Origin of the sequence: Planomicrobium soli (assembly GCF_003014655.1) — a bacterium.
Taxonomy (GTDB): domain Bacteria; phylum Bacillota; class Bacilli; order Bacillales_A; family Planococcaceae; genus Planococcus; species Planococcus soli_B.
Map to the genome: position 1 here is coordinate 73,059 of NZ_PYAT01000004.1, position 22,279 is coordinate 95,337.

The following is a 22,279-nucleotide window of genomic DNA, read 5'->3' on the forward strand; positions in this document are numbered from 1 at the left end:
TTACATTCTATCTAGGCTTAGGAGGAATTTAGTGTGGCGTTAGTTTCAATGAAAGAAATGATGATTAAAGGTAAAGAGGAAGGCTATGCAATTGGCCAATTTAACTTAAATAACCTTGAGTTTACTCAAGCAATTCTCCAAGCAGCACAAGAAGAAAGTTCTCCGGTAATTTTAGGGGTATCTGAAGGAGCTGCCCGTTATATGGGCGGATTCACCACTGTAGTACATATGGTGAAGGGCTTGATGCATGATTATAAGATCACAGTTCCTGTGGCAATTCACTTGGACCATGGCTCGAGCTTTGAAAAGTGCAAGGAAGCAATTGACGCTGGTTTTACTTCAGTCATGATTGATGCATCCCATCACTCATTCGAAGAAAACGTAGAAATCACAAAACAAGTTGTAGAATATGCGCACCAAAACGGTGTATCTGTTGAAGCTGAATTGGGAACAGTCGGCGGACAAGAAGACGATATTATCGCTGACGGCGTAATCTACGCAGATCCTCAGGAATGCAAGCAATTAGTTGAGCAAACAGGCATTGACTGCCTAGCTCCGGCTTTAGGTTCAGTTCATGGTCCTTACAAAGGCGAACCAAACTTAGGATTCAAAGAAATGGAAGAAATTTCTCAGCTTTGCGACGTGCCGCTTGTTTTGCACGGAGGCACTGGAATTCCGTTGAAAGATATTCAACGTTCTGTTTCTCTAGGCACAGCGAAAATCAACGTCAATACTGAAAACCAGATTGCCTCTGCAAAAGCTGTGCGCGAAGCATTGGCTAAAGATTCGGAAATGTACGACCCACGCAAATACTTGACGCCTGCGCGTGACGCAATCAAAGCGACAGTAATCGGCAAGATGCGTGAATTCGGCAGTTCAAACAAAGCATAAACCAAATTACCATGATGAATGGGATGAAGAAGAGAAGCGTCCGACAGGTCTCTTCTCTTTTTTTCAAAGTTGAATAGTTGAAATTGATTTTATAGGAGGAGATTCAATGAAGTTTTTTATTGATACAGCTAATTTCGATGAAATCAAAGAAGCCCACTCTTGGGGCATCCTTTCCGGGGTTACGACCAACCCTTCGCTAGTCGCAAAAGAAAAGAACGTGTCTTTCCATGACCGCTTGAAAGAAATCGCTGCTCTAGTAGACGGTTCGATCAGCGGGGAAGTAATTTCACTCGACGCAGAAGGCATGATCCAAGAAGGCCGGGAACTGGCAGCTTTAGCGCCAAATATCACGGTTAAATTGCCGATGACGCCGGACGGCTTGAAAGCTTGTGCTGTTTTAGCTGGTGAAGGCAAGAAAGTCAATGTAACACTGATTTTCAACGCCAACCAAGCGCTATTGGCGGCTCGCGCTGGAGCGGCTTACGTTTCTCCTTTCCTTGGCCGCCTGGATGATATTGGCCATAACGGAATGGATTTGATCTCCACCATTTCAACTATTTTTGCTATCCATGACATCAAAGCAGAAATCATTGCTGCTTCGATTCGCCACCCTCAACATGTTACTGAAGCTGCGTTGAATGGGGCACATATCGGCACGATGCCGTATAAAGTAATAAAACAATTATTCCACCACCCGTTGACTGACAAAGGAATTGAAGCATTCTTGGCTGATTGGGAAAAACGCTCTGCCGAGTAATGGATTCAGTAAAACTTCAACAAGCAAATAACTTTGTTTGGCGAAGTTTAACTAATCGAACTTTTACAGGCATTCGTTTGCCCGGAAAAGTGGGACCAAAGGAGAAAGTGGATTTGATGGACGTATATAAAATAAAAGGCGGCAACCGCTTATCAGGCACAATCAAAGTAAATGGGGCTAAAAACAGCGCAGTAGCATTGATTCCTGCCTCAATATTGGCTAATTCACCAGTAAATATTGAAGGGTTGCCAGAGATTTCTGATGTCTGGACACTGAAAAATATCTTAGAAGAAATTGGCGGAGAAGTGACATTTGAAGATGGAAACATGAGCATTGATCCGACCAATATGATCGACATGCCTTTGCCGAATGGCAATGTTAAAAAACTTCGCGCTTCTTATTATATGATGGGAGCGATGCTTGGCCGATTTAAACATGCGGCGATCGGCCTTCCAGGAGGCTGCTTCCTTGGGCCCCGCCCGATCGATCAGCACATCAAAGGCTTTGAGGCGCTCGGCGCAAAAGTGACGAATGAACACGGAGCGATTTATTTGCGCGCCGATGAATTGCGTGGTGCAAAGATTTATCTTGACGTTGTCAGCGTTGGAGCAACAATCAATATCATGCTTGCGGCTGTTTTAGCCAAAGGGCAAACGGTTATTGAAAATGCTGCGAAAGAACCTGAAATCATTGATGTTGCTACGCTTCTAACCAATATGGGAGCGAAGATCAAAGGCGCCGGAACAAACATTATCCGCATCGACGGCGTAGAAGAATTGCATGGGACAAAACATACAATTATTCCTGACCGGATTGAAGCGGGCACATTCATGATTATGGCAGCCGCTGCTGGTGACGGAATTACAATTGATAATGTTATTCCTTTCCATATGGAAGCATTAACAGCGAAATTGCGTGAAATGGGCGTTGACGTTCAAGAAGGCGAGGAATCGATTTACATTCCGAAATCAAAAGGGTTAAAGGCGATTGATGTAAAAACTCTTGTCTATCCTGGATTTGCGACAGATTTGCAACAGCCGTTTTCAGTACTGATGACGCAGGCGGAAGGTTCTTCGATGATTACCGACACCATCTACTCGGCGCGCTTTAAGCATATCGACGAATTGCGCCGTATGAATGCAAGCGGAAGAGTAGAAGGAAGAGCGGCTATCATTACAGGACCAACTCCGCTTACAGCAGCTACTGTAGTAGCGTCTGATTTGCGGGCCGGAGCTGCACTTGTCATTGCAGGATTAATGGCACAAGGCGAGACGGAAATCCGCGAAATCTACCATATTGAACGTGGTTATTCCGCAATTATTGAAAAGCTGCAAGGACTTGGTGCAGACATTCGGAGAGAGACAATCGATCCGGTGGCAAGCATGAATTCAAAGTCGGCGCAAGATGCAAACTAACTTCTATTAGCTTTTGAATCTGTGCTACAATTGCGGAGGTAGATTCAAAGAGGAATGGAAGAGCTGCGATGTAATCTCTTTGAAAAGCCAACTTTGTTGGTTACATGAGTAAAAGTTGATATTGCGTGTGGTGCAAAATAGCGAGACAGCAACAAACAACTGATTTCACAAACGATTTACAATAATACTTCCTGAGTCCGGCGTTCTGCCGGGCTCCTTCTTTAAAGAACTTCCAAAACTTATCTATCCTCATCTTTTAAATCCTATAAAATAAGAGTGGTGTCTGACTTATGGCTACAATAACAATTTCCTCATTGGAAAACATGACGCTAAAAGAGCTTTACACTTTAGCAAAAGAATACAAACTGACAAATTACAGCAAATTAACGAAAAAAGAATTGATTTTTGCCATTTTGAAAACGCGCGCCGAACAAGAAGGCTTTTTCTTTATGGAAGGTGTACTGGAAATTATTCCATCAGAAGGTTTTGGGTTCCTAAGGCCGATCAATTATTCCCCAAGTTCGCAAGATATTTATATTTCCGCCTCTCAAATCCGGCGGTTCGATTTGCGGAACGGCGATAAAGTATCAGGAAAAGTGCGTCCGCCGAAAGAAAATGAACGCTATTTCGGTTTGTTGCAGGTAGAAGCGGTAAACGGGGAAGATCCTGAAGTTGCAAAAGAACGCGTCCATTTCCCTGGACTTACTCCGCTTTATCCAGACCGCCACATCCGTTTAGAAACAACCCCTAAGCATTTGTCGACACGGATTATGGATCTTGTGGCGCCTGTCGGTTTTGGGCAGCGTGGTTTGATTGTTGCTCCTCCAAAAGCAGGTAAAACGATGCTATTGAAAGAAATCGCCAATTCGATTACCACAAACCATCCGGAAGCGGAACTGATTGTCCTGTTGATTGATGAGCGTCCGGAAGAAGTGACTGATATTGAACGGTCAGTTGATGCAGATGTAGTATCATCCACATTTGACGAAGTTCCGGAAAACCATGTTAAAGTGGCCGAACTTGTCTTAGAGCGTGCTATGCGCCTAGTTGAACACAAACGCGACGTCATTATTTTGATGGATTCCATTACACGTCTTGCTCGAGCATATAATTTGGTTATTCCGCCAAGTGGGCGTACACTATCAGGCGGAATAGATCCAGCAGCGTTTCACCGGCCGAAGCGCTTTTTCGGAGCAGCCCGCAATATAGAAGAAGGCGGAAGCCTGACGATTCTTGCCACCGCTTTGGTAGAAACCGGTTCCCGGATGGACGAAGTGATATATGAAGAATTTAAAGGCACTGGCAATATGGAGCTGCACTTGGATCGCAGCCTTGCAGAACGCCGTGTTTTCCCGGCTCTTGATATTCGACGCTCAGGTACACGTAAAGAAGAGTTGCTTATAGAGCGCCCCCAGCTGGATAAACTGTGGGCGATCCGCAATACGTTTTCCGATTCGCCTGATTTCGGGGAGCGCTTCTTGAAAAAGCTTGGCCAAACAAAGACGAACGAAGAGTTTTTCGATCAGTTGAATACTGAAATGAAAGCCCACCGAAACAGCAAAAAGATGATTTAAATAGTTGCAATCTGCTTTGGAATTTGATAAGATTATACAAGTGAATTAAATCAGCGCTATTGCATATACGGCCTAAAGAGCCGTGTAAGGCAATGGTAAAATAGATACTAATAAACTCTGTTCCAGATGGTTCAGGGCAGGAGGAGAAAACACTATGAAAACAGGTATTCACCCAGATTACAAATTAGCAACAGTAACTTGCTCTTGCGGCAACTCGTTCCAAACGGGCTCTGTAAAAGAAAACATCAATGTTGAACTTTGCTCAGAGTGCCACCCATTCTACACTGGACGCCAAAAATTTGCTTCTGCAGACGGCCGCGTAGACCGTTTCAACAAAAAATACGGCCTCAAAGAAGAAATCAACCAGTAATCAAAAAATATACCTGCCTGGCGCGAAAACGCAAGGTGGGTATTTTTTTTCGTTTTAATCAGCAAAAAAAGTGGTTTACATAGAGATAAAAAGCGGTTTTTCCACAAGATTTTAGGTATGATAAAGAAAAACTGCGTTCATTGGAATCTTTATTTCAGGTCGCGCCATTTGGGCTTTTATGGAAAGCTATGATCCACTGGGCTAGCGGAAAACACGCTTAACGTTAAAGTGGAATAAATTGAAAAAGTGTTTGAAAGGGGTCTCTACTTATGTACGTCATGAAACAATCTGGATGGGTTGAATTGATATGCGGAAGCATGTTTTCTGGGAAATCGGAAGAGTTGATCCGCCGTGTCCGCCGTACCCAATTTGCCAAACAAAAAATTGCGGTATTTAAACCGAAAATTGATAACCGGTACAGCGAAGAAGCGGTCGTTTCGCATAACGGCACTTCTGTTATCGCCATGCCTATTGAACATAGCAACGAAATTTGGAAATACGTAAACGATGATTACGACGTTATTGCCATCGATGAAGCCCAGTTTTTTGACGAGGAAGTGGTTGAAAATGTCCAAAAATTGGCGAACCATGGATTCCGGGTCATTGTAGCGGGACTTGACCAAGACTTCCGCGGACGTCCATTCGGACCGATGCCGATTCTTTTATCAATTGCCGAGCAAGTGACGAAATTGCAGGCGGTCTGTACAGTGTGCGGATCTCCGGCAAGCCGTACGCAGCGTTTGATTGATGGAAGGCCTGCAGGGTCAGACGATCCGACTATTCTAGTAGGGGCTTCAGAAGCTTACGAACCGCGCTGCCGTCACCATCACGAAGTGCCTGCGGGCGTTACCATAACCAAATAATAAATGAGGATATATTAATATGTATAAGTTGAACTTAAGAATCATCATTTCATACACCGCTTCGGGCGCTTTGGGCATGGCTCCCGCCATGAGCCGAGAAAACCACTCGTCTCATTGCTCCGCCTAGCCCCTGGACGCGCCGGCGCTAGGTAAGCTCATTAAACTCTATCCGTTTTGACAGTGCTATCTAAGATATGGAGCAAAACAGCGGAGACGCCTGCGGGAAAGCGAGACAGCCGAGACCCCGCAGGGAGCAAAGCGACTGAGGAGGCTTGGCGCTCGCCCGCGGCAAGCGCAGCTGTTTTATGGAATATCGATAGTGAAAGATTATTAGTCAACTTATTATAGAAGGAACTTAAAAGAAATAGAGGTGGAACCATGTTTGACCGATTACAGGCTGTTGAAGATCGCTATGACCGCTTAAACGAATTATTAAGTGATCCTGCAATTGTCAGCGATACTAACAAGCTGCGTGAATATTCCAAAGAACAATCTGATTTGCAAGAAACGGTAGAAGCTTATCGCGAATATAAAGACTTAACTTCCCAATTGAACGATGCGAAAGCAATGTTTGACGATAAATTGGATACAGAGATGCGTGAAATGGTTAAAGAAGAAGTCAATGAGCTTGAAACGCAGTTGGCGCAAGTTGAAGCGCGTCTCCATATCTTATTAATTCCGAAAGACCCAAATGACGATAAAAACGTCATCATGGAAATTCGTGGCGCAGCAGGCGGGGACGAAGCGGCATTATTTGCAGGCGACCTTTACCGCATGTATAGCCGTTATGCTGAATCAAATGGCTGGAAAGTGACGATCATGGATTCCAATCCAACGGGTCTTGGCGGATTCAAAGAATTGGTGTTCATGGTGACCGGAAAAGGCGCATATTCAAAGTTGAAATATGAAAATGGTGCTCACCGTGTTCAACGGGTACCTGAAACCGAATCGGGCGGACGCATCCATACATCTACTGCAACCGTTGCTTGTTTACCGGAAGTGGAAGAAGTGGAAGTGGAAATACACGATAACGATATACGTGTGGATACGTACGCTTCATCTGGAGCAGGCGGCCAATCGGTAAACACGACCATGTCTGCTGTCCGCTTGACACACATTCCGACCAATACGGTTGTAACGTGCCAGGATGAAAAATCCCAGATCAAAAATAAAGCAAGCGCAATGAAAGTGCTGCGTGCCCGCGTCTATGACAAGTTTCAGCAAGAAGCACAAGCGGAATACGATGCTGTTAGAAAATCCGCGGTAGGTACCGGCGACCGTTCTGAACGGATTCGGACTTATAACTTCCCTCAGAATCGCGTAACCGACCATCGCATTGGCTTGACTATCCAAAAGTTGGATCAAATTCTGCAAGGCAAGATGGAAGAAATCATTGAAGCGCTTGTTGTAGAAGAGCAATCTGCGAAAATGGAAAGTTTGAACAATGACTGATAAAATATTAATTTTCGAGGCCCTTAATGGGGCTTCTTCTTTTTTAAAGGAAAACGGCAGAGAAGAAGCGGTAGCCCGTCTTCTTCTCCAGCATGAACTTGGATTGTCGCATGCGGGGCTTCTTGCATCAATGCGTGAAGAAATGGATAGGGACGCATTCAACCGTTATTGGCAAAGGATCGAGCATCATGCTGCAGGGACCCCGGTTCAGCATTTAACAGGTTACGAGGAATTTTATGGCAGAAGTTTCGCGGTCAACGAACATGTATTGATTCCGCGACCGGAAACAGAAGAACTCATTGAAGAAGCTTTGCGGCTAATTGCTCTTTACTTTCCAGAGAAAAAGATTAAAATTGCTGATATCGGCACAGGAAGCGGCATTATTGCAGTAACAATGAAATGCGAAATTCCCGAAGCGGCTGTTACGGCCACAGACATATCGGATCAAGCCCTGCATATGGCTAAGAAAAATGCCGAGGGCCAAAGAGCGGATGTTACTTTTTTACAAGGCGATTTAACGGAGCCGCTGAATGGTGAAACTTGGGATATGATCTTATCCAATCCACCTTATATCGCATATGCGGAAGCCACGGAATTATCGGACAGTGTCCGCGATTTTGAACCGCACTTAGCATTGTTTGCGGATAATAACGGGCTGGCTTTATACGAGAAAATGGTAAAACAGCTGCCGGAATTGTTGAAAAAACCAGGAATTATCGGTTTTGAAATTGGTTATGCACAAGGAGAAGCGGTTAAGAACATGTTAAAAGCCGCATTTCCTGAAGCGAATGTATATGTAAAAAAAGATATCAACAAAAAAGACCGAATGGTTTTTTGCGTTAACATCTAATTGAGGATAAAATGTTGATAATTCATGAAAGTTATCCCCTGGCCGGGGATAACTTCGAAGAAACCAAGAATAATAGGAGATGTTCACATGGAGACGAAAACCATTCTTGTGGATAAATATGCTGACAGTGAAGGAAGTTATTCACAAGCTGTGGAAATGTTGAAGAATGGGGAAGTAGTTGCTTTTCCGACGGAGACAGTCTATGGATTAGGGGCAGTTGCAACCAATGCAGAAGCGGTCGATAAAATTTTTAAAGCAAAAGGCCGGCCTGCCGACAATCCGTTGATTGTCCATGTCGATTCGAAAGAAACGGCTCTTGAATACGTATTGAACGTCACTCAAAAAGCAGAAAAATGCATGGACGCTTTTTGGCCAGGTGCATTGACGCTGATAATGAATGCAAAACCGGACACATTTGCCAGTAATGTAACAGCAGGTCTCGACACCGTAGGAGTTCGGGTGCCGGACCATCCTGTAGCATTAAAGCTATTGCAACAACTGAAAATGCCGGTTGCGGCACCAAGCGCAAATACAAGCGGCAAGCCGAGTCCGACTCTGGCTGAGCACGTTTTTCACGACATGAATGAAAAGATTCCTTTAGTATTGGACGGAGGAGCCACAGCAATCGGGATTGAATCGACTGTCCTTGATATGACATGTGAACCGCCCTGCATTTTGCGGCCAGGGCAAGTGACAAAAGAGCAGATTGAGGAAGTTATCGGAATGGTCCGGTCATCTTCGGATATCAAAGGAAATGCACCAAAATCCCCAGGTATGAAATACTTGCATTATGCACCGGAAGCCCCGGTTTATCTAATAGAAGAAGATGCCCGATTGATTGAAAGGGCAATTGCTCATATCCATAATGAAGGAAAGAAAGTGGCAGTTTTAAGCCATCATGATTTTCCAAGTGCAGATTTTGATTTTCCATTATCTGCAGAAACACTTTATAACAGTCTTCGGAAATGCGATATGATTGATGTAGATATTATATTGGCTGCCGTTTCCTCTGATAAAGAAAAAGATATTGCTGTCTTGAACCGACTGGAAAAAGCGGCTGACCATAAATGGTTTAGTTGAACTCTTAAAAAAGGGGGTGCAAAATGAAGATTTTCTTTGTGTGTACTGGAAATACTTGCCGGAGCCCAATGGCTGAAGCTATTTTGGCTGCGAAAGGATCGTCAGGGATTGAAGTGCGTTCTGCAGGTATTTTTGCAGGCGCGGCTCCTTTATCCGAAAATGCCCAAGCTGTATTGGCTGAACAGAACATTGCATTTTCGCATATGGCTAAACCGGTCAAGCCGGAAGATGTGCAATGGGCGAATCTGATTTTAACCATGACAGCCGGCCATCGAAATATTTTAATGCAAAGCTATCCTGAAGCGGCCAGCAGAATCTATACGTTAAAGGAATTTGTTGACGGCTCAAGAGAAGATGTCTCTGACCCATATGGCGGTTCTTTATCAACGTACCGACAAACCTTTGATGAGCTGAACCAATTGATTGATAAACTCGTCGATAAAATAGAAAAAGAATAACGGGAAAGCAGAAGCTGATTGTGAGATCACAGGCAGCCCTGCTTTTTTCTTTTGCGTATAAAATGGTCTATGAAGATGAAAATGGCTATAACCTTGCATTCTAGGCTTTTAAGCGTAAAAATGATAGAATTAAAAAAAGTAGATGTGCGCCTAGAGTGCTGTCAGCTAAACAGATTAGAAAAGAGGGCTTTTCATGAAAATCGCTATTTCATCAGACCACGGCGGAAATGTATTGCGCAAAGAGATTGTTAACTTATTAAACGAACTCGGGATGGATTACCAGGATTTCGGCCCGCACACTGACGATTCGGTCGACTATCCTGACTATGCAAAACCAGTGGCGGACCGTGTAGCCAGCGGCGAATTTGATCGTGGAATTCTCATCTGCGGAACAGGCATTGGGATGTCGATTGCAGCAAACAAAGTTAAAGGGATTCGCTGTGCGCTTGTCCATGATGTATTCAGTGCAAAAGCAACAAGAGGGCACAACAACTCCAATATTTTGGCAATGGGTGAACGGGTCATCGGTCCAGGGCTTGCACGCGAAATTGCAAAAACATGGCTGACAGTAGAATTCGAAGGCGGCAGACACCAAACACGCGTCCAAAAAGTTTCTGATCTAGAAAATTAAGGAGAGTGGCCAGGATGCAAACCTTATGGCAATTACAGCTGGAAGAAACTTTAAATGAACTGGAGCAGCAGATTCAATTCAGAAAAGGCCAAGTGTTTGTGATCGGCTGCTCGACGTCGGAAATAGCAGGAAAACGCATCGGTACTGGCGGTGGTCTCGATATTGCAGAAAGTTTGTTCGAACCGTTTGAAAAATTCGCCGCCCGGCATAAGATCTATTTGGCTTTTCAAGGCTGTGAACACATTAACCGCGCTCTGATAGTCGAGCGGCAAGCTGCAGAAAAATACGGCTGGGAACCGGTAACGGTTATTCCGGTAGCTAAGGCGGGTGGCTCCATGAGCGCCTATGCCTTTATGAATATGAAAGATCCGGTTGTCGTAGAAGAAATTCAAGCTCATGCTGGAATCGATATCGGCCAAACAATGATTGGCATGCATTTAAAAAGAGTAGCGGTTCCGGTGCGAACTTCTGTTAAACTAATAGGAGATGCGATTATATCCGCTGCTACTACACGGCCGAAGTTGATCGGCGGAGAACGTGCAAGATATACTCGTGAGCTTGTTCAATCACAGGAGGGATATACGGATGGAATTGATTAAGGTACAGGATCAAGCAGTTTTTGAAGCAATGGAAGCAGAAAAAGCACGGCAGGAAGCAAATATTGAACTGATTGCCTCGGAAAATTTTGTGTCACAAGCAGTTATGGATGCCCAAGGCTCAGTGTTAACCAATAAATATGCAGAAGGTTACCCAGGCAAACGCTATTACGGTGGTTGTGAATTTGTGGATGTTGTAGAAAATATTGCTAGAGACCGCCTGAAAGAAATTTTTGGCGCGGATCATGCAAATGTTCAGCCGCATTCGGGATCTCAGGCTAATATGGCCGTCTACACAGCAGTTTTAAAGCAAGGCGATACAGTGCTTGGCATGAACTTGAACCATGGTGGGCATTTGACGCATGGCAGCCGCGTAAACTTTAGCGGTATGACTTATAATTTTGTGGAGTACGGTGTTAGCGAAGAAACGCAAATGATCGACTATGAAGTTGTTCGTGAAGTTGCAATTGAACATCAGCCGAAGTTAATTGTAGTAGGAGCGAGTGCTTATTCACGCACAATTGATTTTGCTAGATTCCGTGAAATTGCAGATGAAGTTGGCGCGTTATTGATGGTGGATATGGCGCATATTGCAGGCCTTGTAGCAACTGGCGCGCATCCAAGCCCAGTGCCGTATGCTCATTTTGTCACTTCTACAACTCATAAGACGCTTCGCGGACCTCGCGGCGGTATGATCTTGTGCACAGAAGAATTTGCAAAGAAAATTGACAAAACCATTTTTCCAGGTATCCAAGGTGGGCCATTAATGCATGTGATTGCAGCAAAAGCTGTGGCATTTGGCGAAGCACTGGAACCGGAATTCAAAACATATATTGATCAAGTCGTGAAAAATGCAAAAGCATTGGCTGAAGCGCTAATGACTGAAGGCGTTCAGATCGTATCGGGCGGGACAGACAATCACTTGTTATTGATCGACCTTCGCTCACTTAACCTGACAGGCAAAGTGGCGGAGCATCTTTTAGATGAAGTTGGCATTACGACAAATAAAAATACCATTCCATTTGATCCTGAAAGTCCATTCGTCACTTCAGGTATCCGTCTTGGGACGCCTGCAGTTACATCCCGAGGCTTTAAAGAACCGGAAATGAAAGAAATTGCAGCCATCATGGCAATGCTTTTAAAAAATCCGGAAGATGATAGTGTTAAACAGGAAGCGGCTGCACGCACTGCAAAACTGACCGCAGGTTTTCCTTTGTACAAATAAGGTAATAGACTAAGATAAAAGTGCAGCTGCCATTGTACGCATTGCGCAGCTGTATTTTTTTACGACTACATAGGCGAAAGAGGTGCAGCGCATGCACACACATGAACTAAAAAAAGAAAAAAAAATAATCATGGATTGGCTGCGCCGTATTGGAGTCGAGTTCCATACTGGTTTTCTGGTCGTAAATACAGAAAAAGATGATCATCCCATTGTCTTCGCAAATCAAGCTTTTTATAACATGATCGGTTATACGGAAGAGGAAGTTCTTGGAGAGAACGGCCGCTTTTTGCATGGCAGCAACACAGATATGAAAGTTAGCCGCGAAATTAGAGATTGTGCGGAATCTCGAGAATCGGGTGTCTTCGAAATCGTTAATTATAGAAAGAACGGCACTCCTTTTTGGAACGAAATCACCATCCAACCTTTGCTGTTTCCTGAAAGAAATCTGCAGCTGACGCTTATGTTGCAGCGCGATATCACAGATCGAAAGCGGTCGGATGCCCTTATAAAGTTGCAGCAGGAAACATATATCGGTATTGAACAAGGTCATATGCTAAGCATGCTCTTACAAAAAGCCTGCGATACGGCAGAATCTTTTTTTCAAGAAAACACAAGATGCACAATCATGCTGATAGATGAAAATAATCGTTTACATGTAGGTGCTGGAAATTCAATGCCAAAAGAATTTCATAAAGCAGTGAATGGCACTCCTGTAGAAAAGACAACGGCAACTTGTGGTCCAGCCATTTATTCAAAAGAATCGTATTTTGTTACTGATATGAAAACCGACTTTTTGTGGCGCAATTACCAAAATGTTGTAGAAAAGTTTGATTTGGTGGCAAGTTGGTCCATCCCGATTTTGGATGCTGCTAAGGAAGTTATCGGAACGTTCGTCGTTTATTTTCCTTTGCCTGTGGAACCGAGTGGAAAAGAGAAAGAGTTTCTTAAACAGATTGCCTCTATTTTAGCGCTCACAGTGAAATATTCCCAACAACAAGTTGAAATTTTAAAGCTGGCTTATACAGACAAAGAAACCGAATTGCCAAATCGCCACTATTTTAAAAATGAGCTGATGGAACTTCTTAAAGAAAAAGATGAAGGGTTTATCGCTTTCATTTCCGCCGGTGAATACATTAAAGTGGTGGATCAATACGGCCACGGGGCAGGGGATAAGATGATTGCGGAACTGGGAAAGCGCTTTGCCCGAATCCGCATGCCTCATGAGCCGCTTATTGCACGGTTTTCAGGTTCCACCATTGCTTTATTCAGTAAAACACCGCTAGCTAAAATTCCTGATTATTTGGATTTGATCAATCAAACAACGATAGAACCTGTTATCGTCCGGGACTTGGAGCTATTTGCCACGCTGAAAATGGGTGTGGCTATCATTACGCCAAAACAGCAGGACGCTGATGAATTGATCCGTTACGCGGACAGTGCGTTATCCAAAGCGAAGCTTCGGGCAGGAGAATCTTTCTGTTACTACGAAAATGAGCACGACGAATTTATGATGAAAGATTTACGGATTGCCAATGAATTGACGGCGGCCTTGCGCCGAGAGGAAATCGGGGTTCACCTTCAGCCGAAAGTGGACTTGGAGACAGGCAAAGTCTTAAGCTTTGAAGCATTGGCGCGCTGGAACTCCCCAGAACTTGGCACTATCGCTCCGGATGTTTTTATTCCAGCAGCAGAAAAAAATGGCAAAATTCGTTTGTTGGAACAAGCTGTTCTAAAACGTGTGCTTGTATGGCTAAAAAGCAGAAGAGATCAAGGCGCGCAGATGTATCAAGTGGCTATCAATGTATCGTCCGATCATTTCTTCCATCATTCGTTTGTTCCCCACTTAGTGGACACTATGGCTGAGTACGGCATCGAGCACCGCTGGATTCAATTGGAAATCACAGAACGCATCGGCTTTGTCGATATCGAAACAGCTCATAAAGTGTTCAAGCAGTTGGAAATGTTTGGTTTCGCCAGTTCAGTGGATGATTTCGGCACCGGTTATTCATCGCTCAGCTATTTACAAAAGCTGCCGGTCAGCGAAATCAAAATCGATCGCTCGTTTATTTCCAATATGGATGAACCGACGACACTCGCTATTGTCCGAACAATTATCCAGTTGGCAGAAAACCTGAATTTATTGGCAGTAGCCGAAGGCATCGAAACTGAAAGCCAACGGAAAGTTTTACGGACACTCGGCTGCAAGGTCGGGCAAGGTTATTTGTTTTACCGGCCGATGCCTCTTGATGAAGCACGCCTGTTGTAAACCGGAGCTTATAAGCTCCGGTTTTTTTATTTCTTTTATCTTCCATCAAAGCATTCGTGAAAAAACTGAATAATTTCATTGCTTCTTGGAACCCCTCGGAAAGCTGATTTTCTGATATACTATTGAAGATAATGTTTGAGAAGGAGAGATGTGCCGTGGGTAAAGTATATGTTTTTGATCACCCGTTGATCCAGCATAAATTGACTTACATTCGTGACAAGTCAACAGGAACCAAAGAATTCCGGGAATTAGTAGATGAGATTGCAACATTGATGGCTTTTGAAATCACACGTGATTTGCCTCTAAAAGAAATCGAAGTGGAAACGCCGGTCCAAGTTGCAACTTCTCGCGTGCTGGCAGGAAAGAAGTTGGGTATAGTGCCAATTCTTCGAGCAGGCATCGGCATGGTCGACGGAATTTTAAAATTGATCCCAGCAGCTAAAGTCGGGCATATCGGTTTATACCGTGATCCGGAAACTTTGCAGCCGGTCGAATATTACTTGAAATTGCCTTCCGATGTTCAAGAACGCGAGTTCATCGTTGTGGATCCGATGCTTGCAACAGGCGGTTCCGCAATCGAGGCTGTGCATTCATTGAAAAAACGGGGAGCTACTAAAATCCGCTTTATGTGCATCATTGCGGCACCAGAAGGCGTGGAAGCATTTCAAGAAGCGCATCCGGATGTCGATGTATACATCGCGGCTTTAGACGAAAAATTGAATGACCATGGATATATCGTTCCTGGACTCGGCGACGCCGGAGACCGCTTATTCGGAACAAAATAAAATAAAAACCGACGCCGTCCATCTTCCCTCTTAAGAATACTCTTATCGAACGGAGAATTTTCTCAAGAGGGATCGGTTGGCGGAGTTTGATACCAAAGTAAAGGGACTGGTCCTTTTGGCGAAAAAGTGGAAAGTAATGACGATTTTCGGCACAAGGCCGGAAGCAGTCAAGATGGCGCCGCTTGTTTTGGAGCTTCAAAAGCATCCTGAAACAATCGAACCGGTTGTTACCGTAACGGCTCAACACCGGGAAATGCTTGATCAAGTTCTTGAGACGTTCCAGATCAAACCAGATTATGATTTGAATATCATGAAAGACCGCCAAACGCTTAGCGATGTAACGGTACGCGGGTTGCGCGGCTTAGATGAAATCATGAAAAAAGCCCAGCCCGATATTGTACTGGTGCACGGGGATACAACGACTACTTTTGTAGCAAGCCTTGCCGCTTTTTACAATCAGATAGCGGTCGGCCATGTAGAAGCGGGCCTTCGCACACACAATAAGTACTCACCGTATCCGGAAGAGATGAATCGGCAACTGACAGGCGTGATTGCAGATATTCATTTTGCTCCGACAGAACAGTCTGCGCAAAATCTGCTGAAAGAAGGCAAGCGGAAAGAGAGAATTTTCATCACAGGCAATACGGCGATTGATGCTTTGAAAACCACAATTCGACAAGCATATAGCCATCCGGTCCTTGAGAAGGTTGGATCAGACCGCATGATTTTGTTGACTGCGCACCGGCGGGAAAATTTGGGTCAGCCAATGCGGAATATGTTTCGGGCCATTAAGCGGCTGACGGAAGAACATGATGACATCCAAGTCGTATACCCTGTACATATGAATCCGGCAGTCAGAGAAGTCGCGGATGAAGTGCTCGGTCGTGACCCGCGAATTCATTTGATCGAACCGCTTGAAGTAATGGATTTTCATAATTTTGCCGCACGTTCTTTCATTATATTGACAGATTCCGGCGGTGTTCAGGAAGAAGCGCCTTCACTAGGTAAACCGGTTCTTGTATTGCGTGATACGACAGAACGCCCTGAAGGCATCGAGGCAGGAACTTTAAAGCTTGCTGGCACTTCGGAAGCGGATATCTACCGGCTGGCCAAAGAGCTGTTAACCGACACGGAAGCATATGAACGAATGGCCCAAGCCTCCAATCCCTATGGAGATGGAAAGGCCTCGCACCGAATTGTTGAAGCGCTATATGGCTACCTGAACAAGGAAGAAAGTTAAAATAGTGGAAAATTTGTCATTCAACTTTAAATTTGTCGACAATATGTCGACACAATTTCGCTTGTGAAGTTTTTCACTTCTACTAATTGACAGGGTTTTACCCCTATTGTATGCTTACAAAGGGTATGCATGAGAAGGTTTTCATACATAAAGATGTGGTTCTGAAAGCCAGACGCGACGGCTCTTTTTTAGAGGTAAAATGTCAAATCAAAACGAATTTCGAGGGGTTTATCATGCGCCCAACAAAAAGTCCCTTACAAGCGATGGTGCTTTACAGCGCCATTCTCTCACAACTTGTCGGGTCCGTGCTCATCGGTTTGTTCACAGGTATGTGGCTTGATGATCAGTTCGGAACCGCCCCGCTTTTCTTAATCATTGGCTTACTCACGGGCTTAGCAATCGGCGTGTGGGCAATGCTCAAAACCGTCCAAAAATTCGAATCAGGAGACAGGTAAACAAATGGATGGACTAAAGGAGATTTATACAAGACTAAAAAGAATGATTTATTTCATCCTTGCGGCATTCGTCATTGGCTGGGGATTCACTCCATACCAAACGATTTTTGCCGGTCTTATAATCGGAATTTTGTTCGGCATTTATAATATGTGGATTCTGGTTCGCCGTATGGAACGTTTTGACCGGGCGGTGGCAGAAGGCTCGAAAGTTCGTTCGCTTGGAACGGCATTACGGTTTGGTTCGGGGGTTGCAGCTGTAGCGATCGCTATTTTGTTCGCGGAGCACATCCACCTAATCAGTACGGTTATCGGTTTAATGATTCCGTATATTCTGCTGCTTGCAGAACGAATTGTTTATCACGTGAAACACTATTAAGATTGTGGAAAGAGAGGTGAAACTATCGTGGATCATGGCGCTCCTATGAAACAAGTGTTCGGCATATGGTTCAACTTGTCGAACGTTATGATGCTTCTTGTAGCTGCTCTTATTGTTTTCCTAATTGCATTCATCGCTACTCGGAATCTGCAACTCAAACCAACAGGTATGCAAAACTTTATGGAATGGGTTATGGACTTCGTTAAAGGCCTGATTAAGAGCAATATGGACTGGAGAGAAGGCGGACGATTCCATGTTCTTGGAATTACATTAATTATGTTCATCTTCGTATCCAATATGCTGGGGTTGCCGTTTGCAATTGTAGTTGACGGGAATCTTTGGTGGAAATCCCCAACTGCTGACCCGACGGTTACAATGACATTGGCCGCCACAATCATCATTTTGAGCCATTACTATGGCATCAAGTTGAAGGGTTTGGGGGAATATGGCGCAGGCTATCTAAAACCGATGCCGTTCTTGTTCCCGCTTAAGATTATTGAAGAATTTGCAAATACGCTGACACTCGGTCTGCGTCTATACGGGAACATCTATGCAGGTGAAATCTTGCTTACTTTGTTGGCAGGACTTGCATCAGCAAGTGTTCTCGGATTTGCAGCAGCCATCCTTCCGATGATGGCATGGCAAGGATTCTCGATTTTTATCGGTGCAATCCAAGCGTTTATTTTCGTTATGTTAACGATGGTTTATTTATCGCATAAAGTTGCCGACGACCATTGATTATAAATGCTCATATTGAGCAAAACAAAAAACAACTATCCTGAGGAGGACATTTCAAAATGACAGGTTCATTAGGTTTATTAGCAGCAGCAATCGCAGTAGGTTTAGCAGCACTAGGTGCAGGTATTGGTAACGGTCTTATCGTTTCTAAAACAGTTGAAGGTATCGCTCGCCAGCCAGAAGCTCGTGGCGTTCTTCAAACAACTATGTTCATCGGGGTAGCTTTGGTTGAAGCATTACCGATCATCGCAGTAGTTATCGCGTTCATCGTAATGAACCAATAGTCAATAATTTATAGATATAAGATAAATGGCGGGCATGCTTCGGCGTAGTTTTCGCCATTTATGTTTGTATAACCTTGTGGTTTTGAAAACTATTCTTTTACATGAAAAGATCTTATTATAGAAGAAACAGAACTTTAAGCTCTTGAAGGGAGTGAAACAATCGTGTTTTTTGATCATCTTGTACTCGGCGCAACCGGGGAATTTTTAAACATCGGAGATATCTTGGCAACACTCACTATTTTCCTTTTGTTGATGTGGCTATTGAAGAAATTCGCTTGGGGCCCGTTGATGGGAATTATGCAAGAACGTGAAGACTTGATTGCTGGGGAAATTGGAACGGCTGAGAAAAGTCGACAAGAATCACAGAAATTGCTTGAAGAGCAGCGTAACTTGTTGAAAGAAGCGCGTACACAAGCTCAGCAAATCATTGAAAACGCTAAGAAACAAGGCGAAGTTTCTCGTGAGGATATCATTACAAATGCTCGTGCAGAAGCTGGCCGCATCAAAGAATCTGCAGTGCAAGAAATCGCGAACGAAAGAGAACAAGCTCTTTCTCAAGTCCGTGAAGAAGTTGTTGCATTGTCTATGCTTGCTGCATCTCGAGTTCTTGGTAAAGAAATTTCTGAAGAAGACAACCGTCAGTTGATAAACGAAACGATTGCGAAGGCAGGCGACGTACGATGAGCCAAGTCTCAGAACGTTACGCACTTGCATTGTTCCAAACAGCAAAACAACACGAAGTAATGGCTTTAGTGGAAGAAGATTTACGCGAAGTGAAAAAAGCTTTCGTCGAAAATCCAGAACTTCAAGACTTGATCGATTCTCCAAATTTAACGTCTGAAAATAAAAGAGATATTATTTCTCAATTGTTCGGACAAGCAAATGTGTTTGTAGCAAATACATTGCTTTTAATGGGAGAACGCAAACGTTTGAACGAAGTCGTCGGATTAGTGGATGCTTACATTCGCCTAGCCAACGAAGAACAAGGAATTGCAGATGCAAAAGTGTATTCCGTCCGTCCATTGTCAGCAGAAGAAGTTACATCAGTTTCTTCCGTTTTTGCAAAGAAAGTCGGAAAACAAGCATTGCGAATTGAAAATATCATTGACCCGTCTCTTATTGGTGGAATGCGCATTCAAATCGGAAACCAGATTTATGACAGCAGCATCAGCTCGAAACTTGAGCGACTACAACGTCAATTGATCGGTTAATATCAGAAATTTTGAGAGGGTGACATACATGAGTATCAGAGCTGAAGAAATCAGCGGTTTAATAAAACAGCAGATCGAAAACTATCAATCTGAGATTAAAGTCGACGAAGTCGGTACAGTAATCACTGTTGGTGATGGTATCGCTCGCGTTTACGGCATTGATAACGTTATGTCTGGAGAACTTGTTGAGTTCCCGAATGGCGTCGTCGGTATTGCACAAAACTTAGAAGCCAACAACGTTGGTATTATCATCCTTGGGCCATACACTGATATCAAAGAAGGCGACGAAGTACGCCGTACTGGACGTATCATGGAAGTGCCTGTAGGACCAGAACTAATCGGACGCGTTGTAAACCCGATCGGACAGCCGGTTGACGGCCTTGGCCCGATCAATACAACGAAAACCCGTCCAATCGAAAGCCCAGCTCAAGGCGTTATGGCCCGTAAATCGGTTCACGAACCGCTTCAAACTGGTATCAAAGCGATTGACGCTTTGGTTCCAATCGGCCGCGGACAGCGCGAATTGATCATCGGTGACCGCCAGACAGGTAAAACTTCTGTAGCGATCGATACGATCCTGAACCAAGCTGACCAAAACATGATTTGTATCTATGTAGCAATCGGACAAAAAGAATCAACAGTACGTAACGTAGTTGAGACATTGCGCAAAAATGGCGCACTTGATTATACAATCGTTGTTACTGCTTCAGCATCTCAACCAGCTCCATTATTGTACCTTGCTCCTTATGCAGGTATTACAATGGCGGAAGAGTTCATGTTTGATGGCAAACACGTATTGATCGTCTATGATGATTTGACTAAACAAGCTTCGGCTTACCGCGAATTGTCTCTATTGCTTCGTCGTCCTCCAGGCCGTGAAGCATATCCAGGGGATGTATTCTACTTGCACTCCCGTTTATTGGAGAGAGCTGCGAAATTGAACGAAACTCTTGGAGCAGGTTCAATCACAGCTTTGCCATTCGTTGAAACACAAGCAGGCGATATCTCTGCTTATATCCCGACAAACGTAATTTCAATCACAGATGGACAAATCTTCCTTCAATCCGATTTATTCTTCTCGGGTGTACGTCCAGCAATCAACGCAGGTCTTTCAGTATCGCGCGTTGGTGGTTCTGCCCAAATCAATGCAATGAAAAAAGTTGCGGGTACATTGCGCTTAGACTTGGCTGCTTACCGTGAACTTGAAGCATTCTCTCAGTTCGGTTCTGATTTGGATCCTGCAACTGCTGCGAAGCTTGAGCGTGGGAAACGTACTGTTGAAGTATTAAAACAGGACTTGCACAATCCGATTAAAGTTGAAAAACAAGTTGTTATCTTCTACGCATTGACTCGAGGCTTCCTTGACGATATTCCAGTTGCTGATATTCAACGTTTTGAAGCTGCATTAACTAGCTGGTTGGATATAAACCACACAGAAATTTTAGATCATATCCGCACAACGAACAAATTGCCATCTGATGAAGCATTTGCTGCTGCGATCAACGAATTCAAACGCACATTCGCATAAAGAGAAACTTCATTCATTGGGGTTCTTCCCCAATGAATGTTAGTTGATCTTATCGGGTTTTTACGGTTAGTCGACCTCCCACTTGGATAAGTGGGAGTCATACGAACCGTTAAAACGGGATAATCAGACCAATATTTCCATACGGATAAGAACAAAAAATAATAAGGTGGTGAAATACCAGTGGCATCTTTACGCGATATAAAAAACCGAATTACGTCTACAAAGAAAACAAGCCAAATTACAAGAGCCATGCAAATGGTTTCTGCATCAAAATTGAACCGTGCGGAAGTGAATGCGAAAGCTTTTGTTCCTTACATGGGTAAAATTCAAGACGTCGTATCTGCAATTGCTGCAGGATCAAGTGACACAAGTCACCCAATGATGACTACACGTCCGGTGAAGAAAACCGCATATCTCGTAATAACATCGGACCGTGGATTAGTAGGCGGATACAATAGCAACATTCTGCGCACAGTAATGGCTAAAATTCGCCAGCGCCATACTTCCAATGATGAGTTTGTAATCCTTAGTATCGGCCGTAAAGGTCGGGATTTCTTCGCCAAGCAGGGAATGACGATCTTAGAGAGCAAAATTGCTTTGCCGGATCATCCTACGTTTGCGGACATCAAAGAAATTACGCACAAAGCTGTTGGTATGTTCTCAGATGGTACGTATGACGAAGTTTATATGTACTACAATCACTTTGTCTCAGCTATTCAACAAGACGTTACTGAAAAGAAAGTTCTGCCTTTGACGGATATTCAGCCGTCAACGTCTACTGCTTCGTATGAGTTTGATCCATCAGCAGAAGCGATTTTGGAAGTTCTTCTTCCGCAATATGCAGAAAGCCTGATTTTCGGTGCTGTTCTTGACGGCAAAGCAAGCGAACATGCTGCATCCATGTCAGCAATGAAGAGCGCTACCGACAATGCGAACGATTTGATCAATGGACTTACACTTGTATACAACCGTGCTCGTCAAGCTGCGATTACTCAGGAAATCACAGAAATCGTCGGCGGAGCAGCGGCTTTAGAATAATACTGAAAAGCTCAGGCGATTGAGCAAGACCCGACAGGCATAAGGAAGACCGCGAGGAGGCTGCTGCCGCCGCAGGGGCTGCCTTATGACCCCGAGGGTCTGATCGCCGGAGCTAGACATAAAGAAAACACAGCTAGGAGATCTCCCGCTTTTAGAGCGGGAGTCCTATTGCTGTAAATAGAACCATCGAAAGACA

Annotated in this window: 24 protein-coding genes; all 24 read left to right on the forward strand. The window is 44.2% G+C overall.

Features of this window, described 5'->3' with window-relative positions; all coding sequences use genetic code 11:
* Window positions 1-33 precede the first annotated feature (33 nt).
* The 24 genes from B0H99_RS06445 (at window position 34) to atpG (ending at window position 22,083) form a co-directional block, all read left to right on the forward strand.
* On the forward strand, window positions 34-891 hold the full coding sequence (locus B0H99_RS06445) for a class II fructose-bisphosphate aldolase (protein WP_106532836.1): 858 nt from the start codon (window positions 34-36) through the stop codon (window positions 889-891).
* A 106-nt stretch (window positions 892-997) separates the two neighbouring features.
* A complete protein-coding gene (gene fsa / locus B0H99_RS06450; RefSeq protein ID WP_106532837.1) occupies window positions 998-1,648 on the forward strand; it encodes a fructose-6-phosphate aldolase in 651 nt (216 codons plus the stop codon).
* A 116-nt stretch (window positions 1,649-1,764) separates the two neighbouring features.
* Window positions 1,765-3,063 (forward strand): UDP-N-acetylglucosamine 1-carboxyvinyltransferase, encoded by a 1,299-nt coding sequence (locus B0H99_RS06455; protein WP_106532838.1) that lies wholly within the window; start codon window positions 1,765-1,767, stop codon window positions 3,061-3,063.
* Window positions 3,064-3,353: 290 nt separating this feature from the next.
* The gene (gene rho, locus B0H99_RS06460; protein WP_106532839.1) at window positions 3,354-4,637 is read left to right on the forward strand and encodes a transcription termination factor Rho; all 1,284 of its coding nucleotides are present in this window, start codon (window positions 3,354-3,356) and stop codon (window positions 4,635-4,637) included.
* A gap of 154 nt (window positions 4,638-4,791) precedes the next feature.
* Entirely contained in the window at window positions 4,792-5,007 is a 216-nt protein-coding gene (rpmE, locus tag B0H99_RS06465; RefSeq protein WP_106532840.1) for a 50S ribosomal protein L31, read from the forward strand.
* A 269-nt stretch (window positions 5,008-5,276) separates the two neighbouring features.
* Complete coding sequence (locus B0H99_RS06470) at window positions 5,277-5,870, forward strand: thymidine kinase (RefSeq protein WP_106532841.1); 594 nt, start codon at window positions 5,277-5,279, stop codon at window positions 5,868-5,870.
* A 378-nt stretch (window positions 5,871-6,248) separates the two neighbouring features.
* A complete protein-coding gene (gene prfA / locus B0H99_RS06475; RefSeq protein WP_106532842.1) occupies window positions 6,249-7,322 on the forward strand; it encodes a peptide chain release factor 1 in 1,074 nt (357 codons plus the stop codon).
* On the forward strand, window positions 7,315-8,172 hold the full coding sequence (gene prmC / locus B0H99_RS06480) for a peptide chain release factor N(5)-glutamine methyltransferase (RefSeq protein ID WP_106532843.1): 858 nt from the start codon (window positions 7,315-7,317) through the stop codon (window positions 8,170-8,172). Before prfA ends, prmC begins: the two co-directional genes overlap by 8 nt.
* 87 nt (window positions 8,173-8,259) lie before the next feature.
* Entirely contained in the window at window positions 8,260-9,252 is a 993-nt protein-coding gene (locus B0H99_RS06485) for an L-threonylcarbamoyladenylate synthase (RefSeq protein WP_106532844.1), read from the forward strand.
* Window positions 9,253-9,275: 23 nt separating this feature from the next.
* On the forward strand, window positions 9,276-9,710 hold the full coding sequence (locus B0H99_RS06490) for a low molecular weight protein arginine phosphatase (RefSeq protein ID WP_181313589.1): 435 nt from the start codon (window positions 9,276-9,278) through the stop codon (window positions 9,708-9,710).
* A gap of 193 nt (window positions 9,711-9,903) precedes the next feature.
* On the forward strand, window positions 9,904-10,341 hold the full coding sequence (rpiB, locus tag B0H99_RS06495; protein WP_106532845.1) for a ribose 5-phosphate isomerase B: 438 nt from the start codon (window positions 9,904-9,906) through the stop codon (window positions 10,339-10,341).
* 14 nt (window positions 10,342-10,355) lie between these two features.
* Window positions 10,356-10,940 (forward strand): TIGR01440 family protein, encoded by a 585-nt coding sequence (locus B0H99_RS06500; protein WP_106532846.1) that lies wholly within the window; start codon window positions 10,356-10,358, stop codon window positions 10,938-10,940.
* The gene (gene glyA, locus B0H99_RS06505; protein ID WP_106532847.1) at window positions 10,927-12,162 is read left to right on the forward strand and encodes a serine hydroxymethyltransferase; all 1,236 of its coding nucleotides are present in this window, start codon (window positions 10,927-10,929) and stop codon (window positions 12,160-12,162) included. The genes B0H99_RS06500 and glyA overlap by 14 nt, the downstream gene beginning before the upstream one ends.
* Before the next feature lie 91 nt (window positions 12,163-12,253).
* On the forward strand, window positions 12,254-14,428 hold the full coding sequence (locus tag B0H99_RS06510) for a bifunctional diguanylate cyclase/phosphodiesterase (protein ID WP_106532848.1): 2,175 nt from the start codon (window positions 12,254-12,256) through the stop codon (window positions 14,426-14,428).
* 155 nt (window positions 14,429-14,583) lie between these two features.
* Window positions 14,584-15,213: a uracil phosphoribosyltransferase gene (gene upp / locus B0H99_RS06515; protein ID WP_106532849.1), complete on the forward strand. Its 630-nt coding sequence runs from the start codon at window positions 14,584-14,586 to the stop codon at window positions 15,211-15,213.
* A 115-nt stretch (window positions 15,214-15,328) separates the two neighbouring features.
* Complete coding sequence (gene wecB, locus B0H99_RS06520; RefSeq protein WP_106533013.1) at window positions 15,329-16,453, forward strand: non-hydrolyzing UDP-N-acetylglucosamine 2-epimerase; 1,125 nt, start codon at window positions 15,329-15,331, stop codon at window positions 16,451-16,453.
* A gap of 233 nt (window positions 16,454-16,686) precedes the next feature.
* Window positions 16,687-16,908 carry an AtpZ/AtpI family protein gene (locus B0H99_RS06525; protein ID WP_106533014.1) on the forward strand — a complete coding sequence of 74 codons (222 nt, stop codon included), beginning with the start codon at window positions 16,687-16,689 and terminating at the stop codon, window positions 16,906-16,908.
* Between the two features lie 4 nt (window positions 16,909-16,912).
* Window positions 16,913-17,284: an ATP synthase subunit I gene (locus tag B0H99_RS06530; protein ID WP_106532850.1), complete on the forward strand. Its 372-nt coding sequence runs from the start codon at window positions 16,913-16,915 to the stop codon at window positions 17,282-17,284.
* A gap of 27 nt (window positions 17,285-17,311) precedes the next feature.
* Window positions 17,312-18,022: a F0F1 ATP synthase subunit A gene (gene atpB, locus B0H99_RS06535; protein WP_106532851.1), complete on the forward strand. Its 711-nt coding sequence runs from the start codon at window positions 17,312-17,314 to the stop codon at window positions 18,020-18,022.
* Between the two features lie 59 nt (window positions 18,023-18,081).
* Window positions 18,082-18,306 carry a F0F1 ATP synthase subunit C gene (atpE, locus tag B0H99_RS06540; protein ID WP_006829234.1) on the forward strand — a complete coding sequence of 75 codons (225 nt, stop codon included), beginning with the start codon at window positions 18,082-18,084 and terminating at the stop codon, window positions 18,304-18,306.
* A gap of 162 nt (window positions 18,307-18,468) precedes the next feature.
* Window positions 18,469-18,990 (forward strand): F0F1 ATP synthase subunit B, encoded by a 522-nt coding sequence (gene atpF / locus B0H99_RS06545; protein ID WP_106532852.1) that lies wholly within the window; start codon window positions 18,469-18,471, stop codon window positions 18,988-18,990.
* On the forward strand, window positions 18,987-19,517 hold the full coding sequence (locus tag B0H99_RS06550; protein ID WP_106532853.1) for a F0F1 ATP synthase subunit delta: 531 nt from the start codon (window positions 18,987-18,989) through the stop codon (window positions 19,515-19,517). Before atpF ends, B0H99_RS06550 begins: the two co-directional genes overlap by 4 nt.
* Window positions 19,518-19,545: 28 nt before the next feature.
* Complete coding sequence (gene atpA / locus B0H99_RS06555; protein ID WP_106532854.1) at window positions 19,546-21,045, forward strand: F0F1 ATP synthase subunit alpha; 1,500 nt, start codon at window positions 19,546-19,548, stop codon at window positions 21,043-21,045.
* Window positions 21,046-21,225: 180 nt separating this feature from the next.
* On the forward strand, window positions 21,226-22,083 hold the full coding sequence (gene atpG / locus B0H99_RS06560; RefSeq protein WP_106532855.1) for an ATP synthase F1 subunit gamma: 858 nt from the start codon (window positions 21,226-21,228) through the stop codon (window positions 22,081-22,083).
* Window positions 22,084-22,279: the final 196 nt, after the last annotated feature.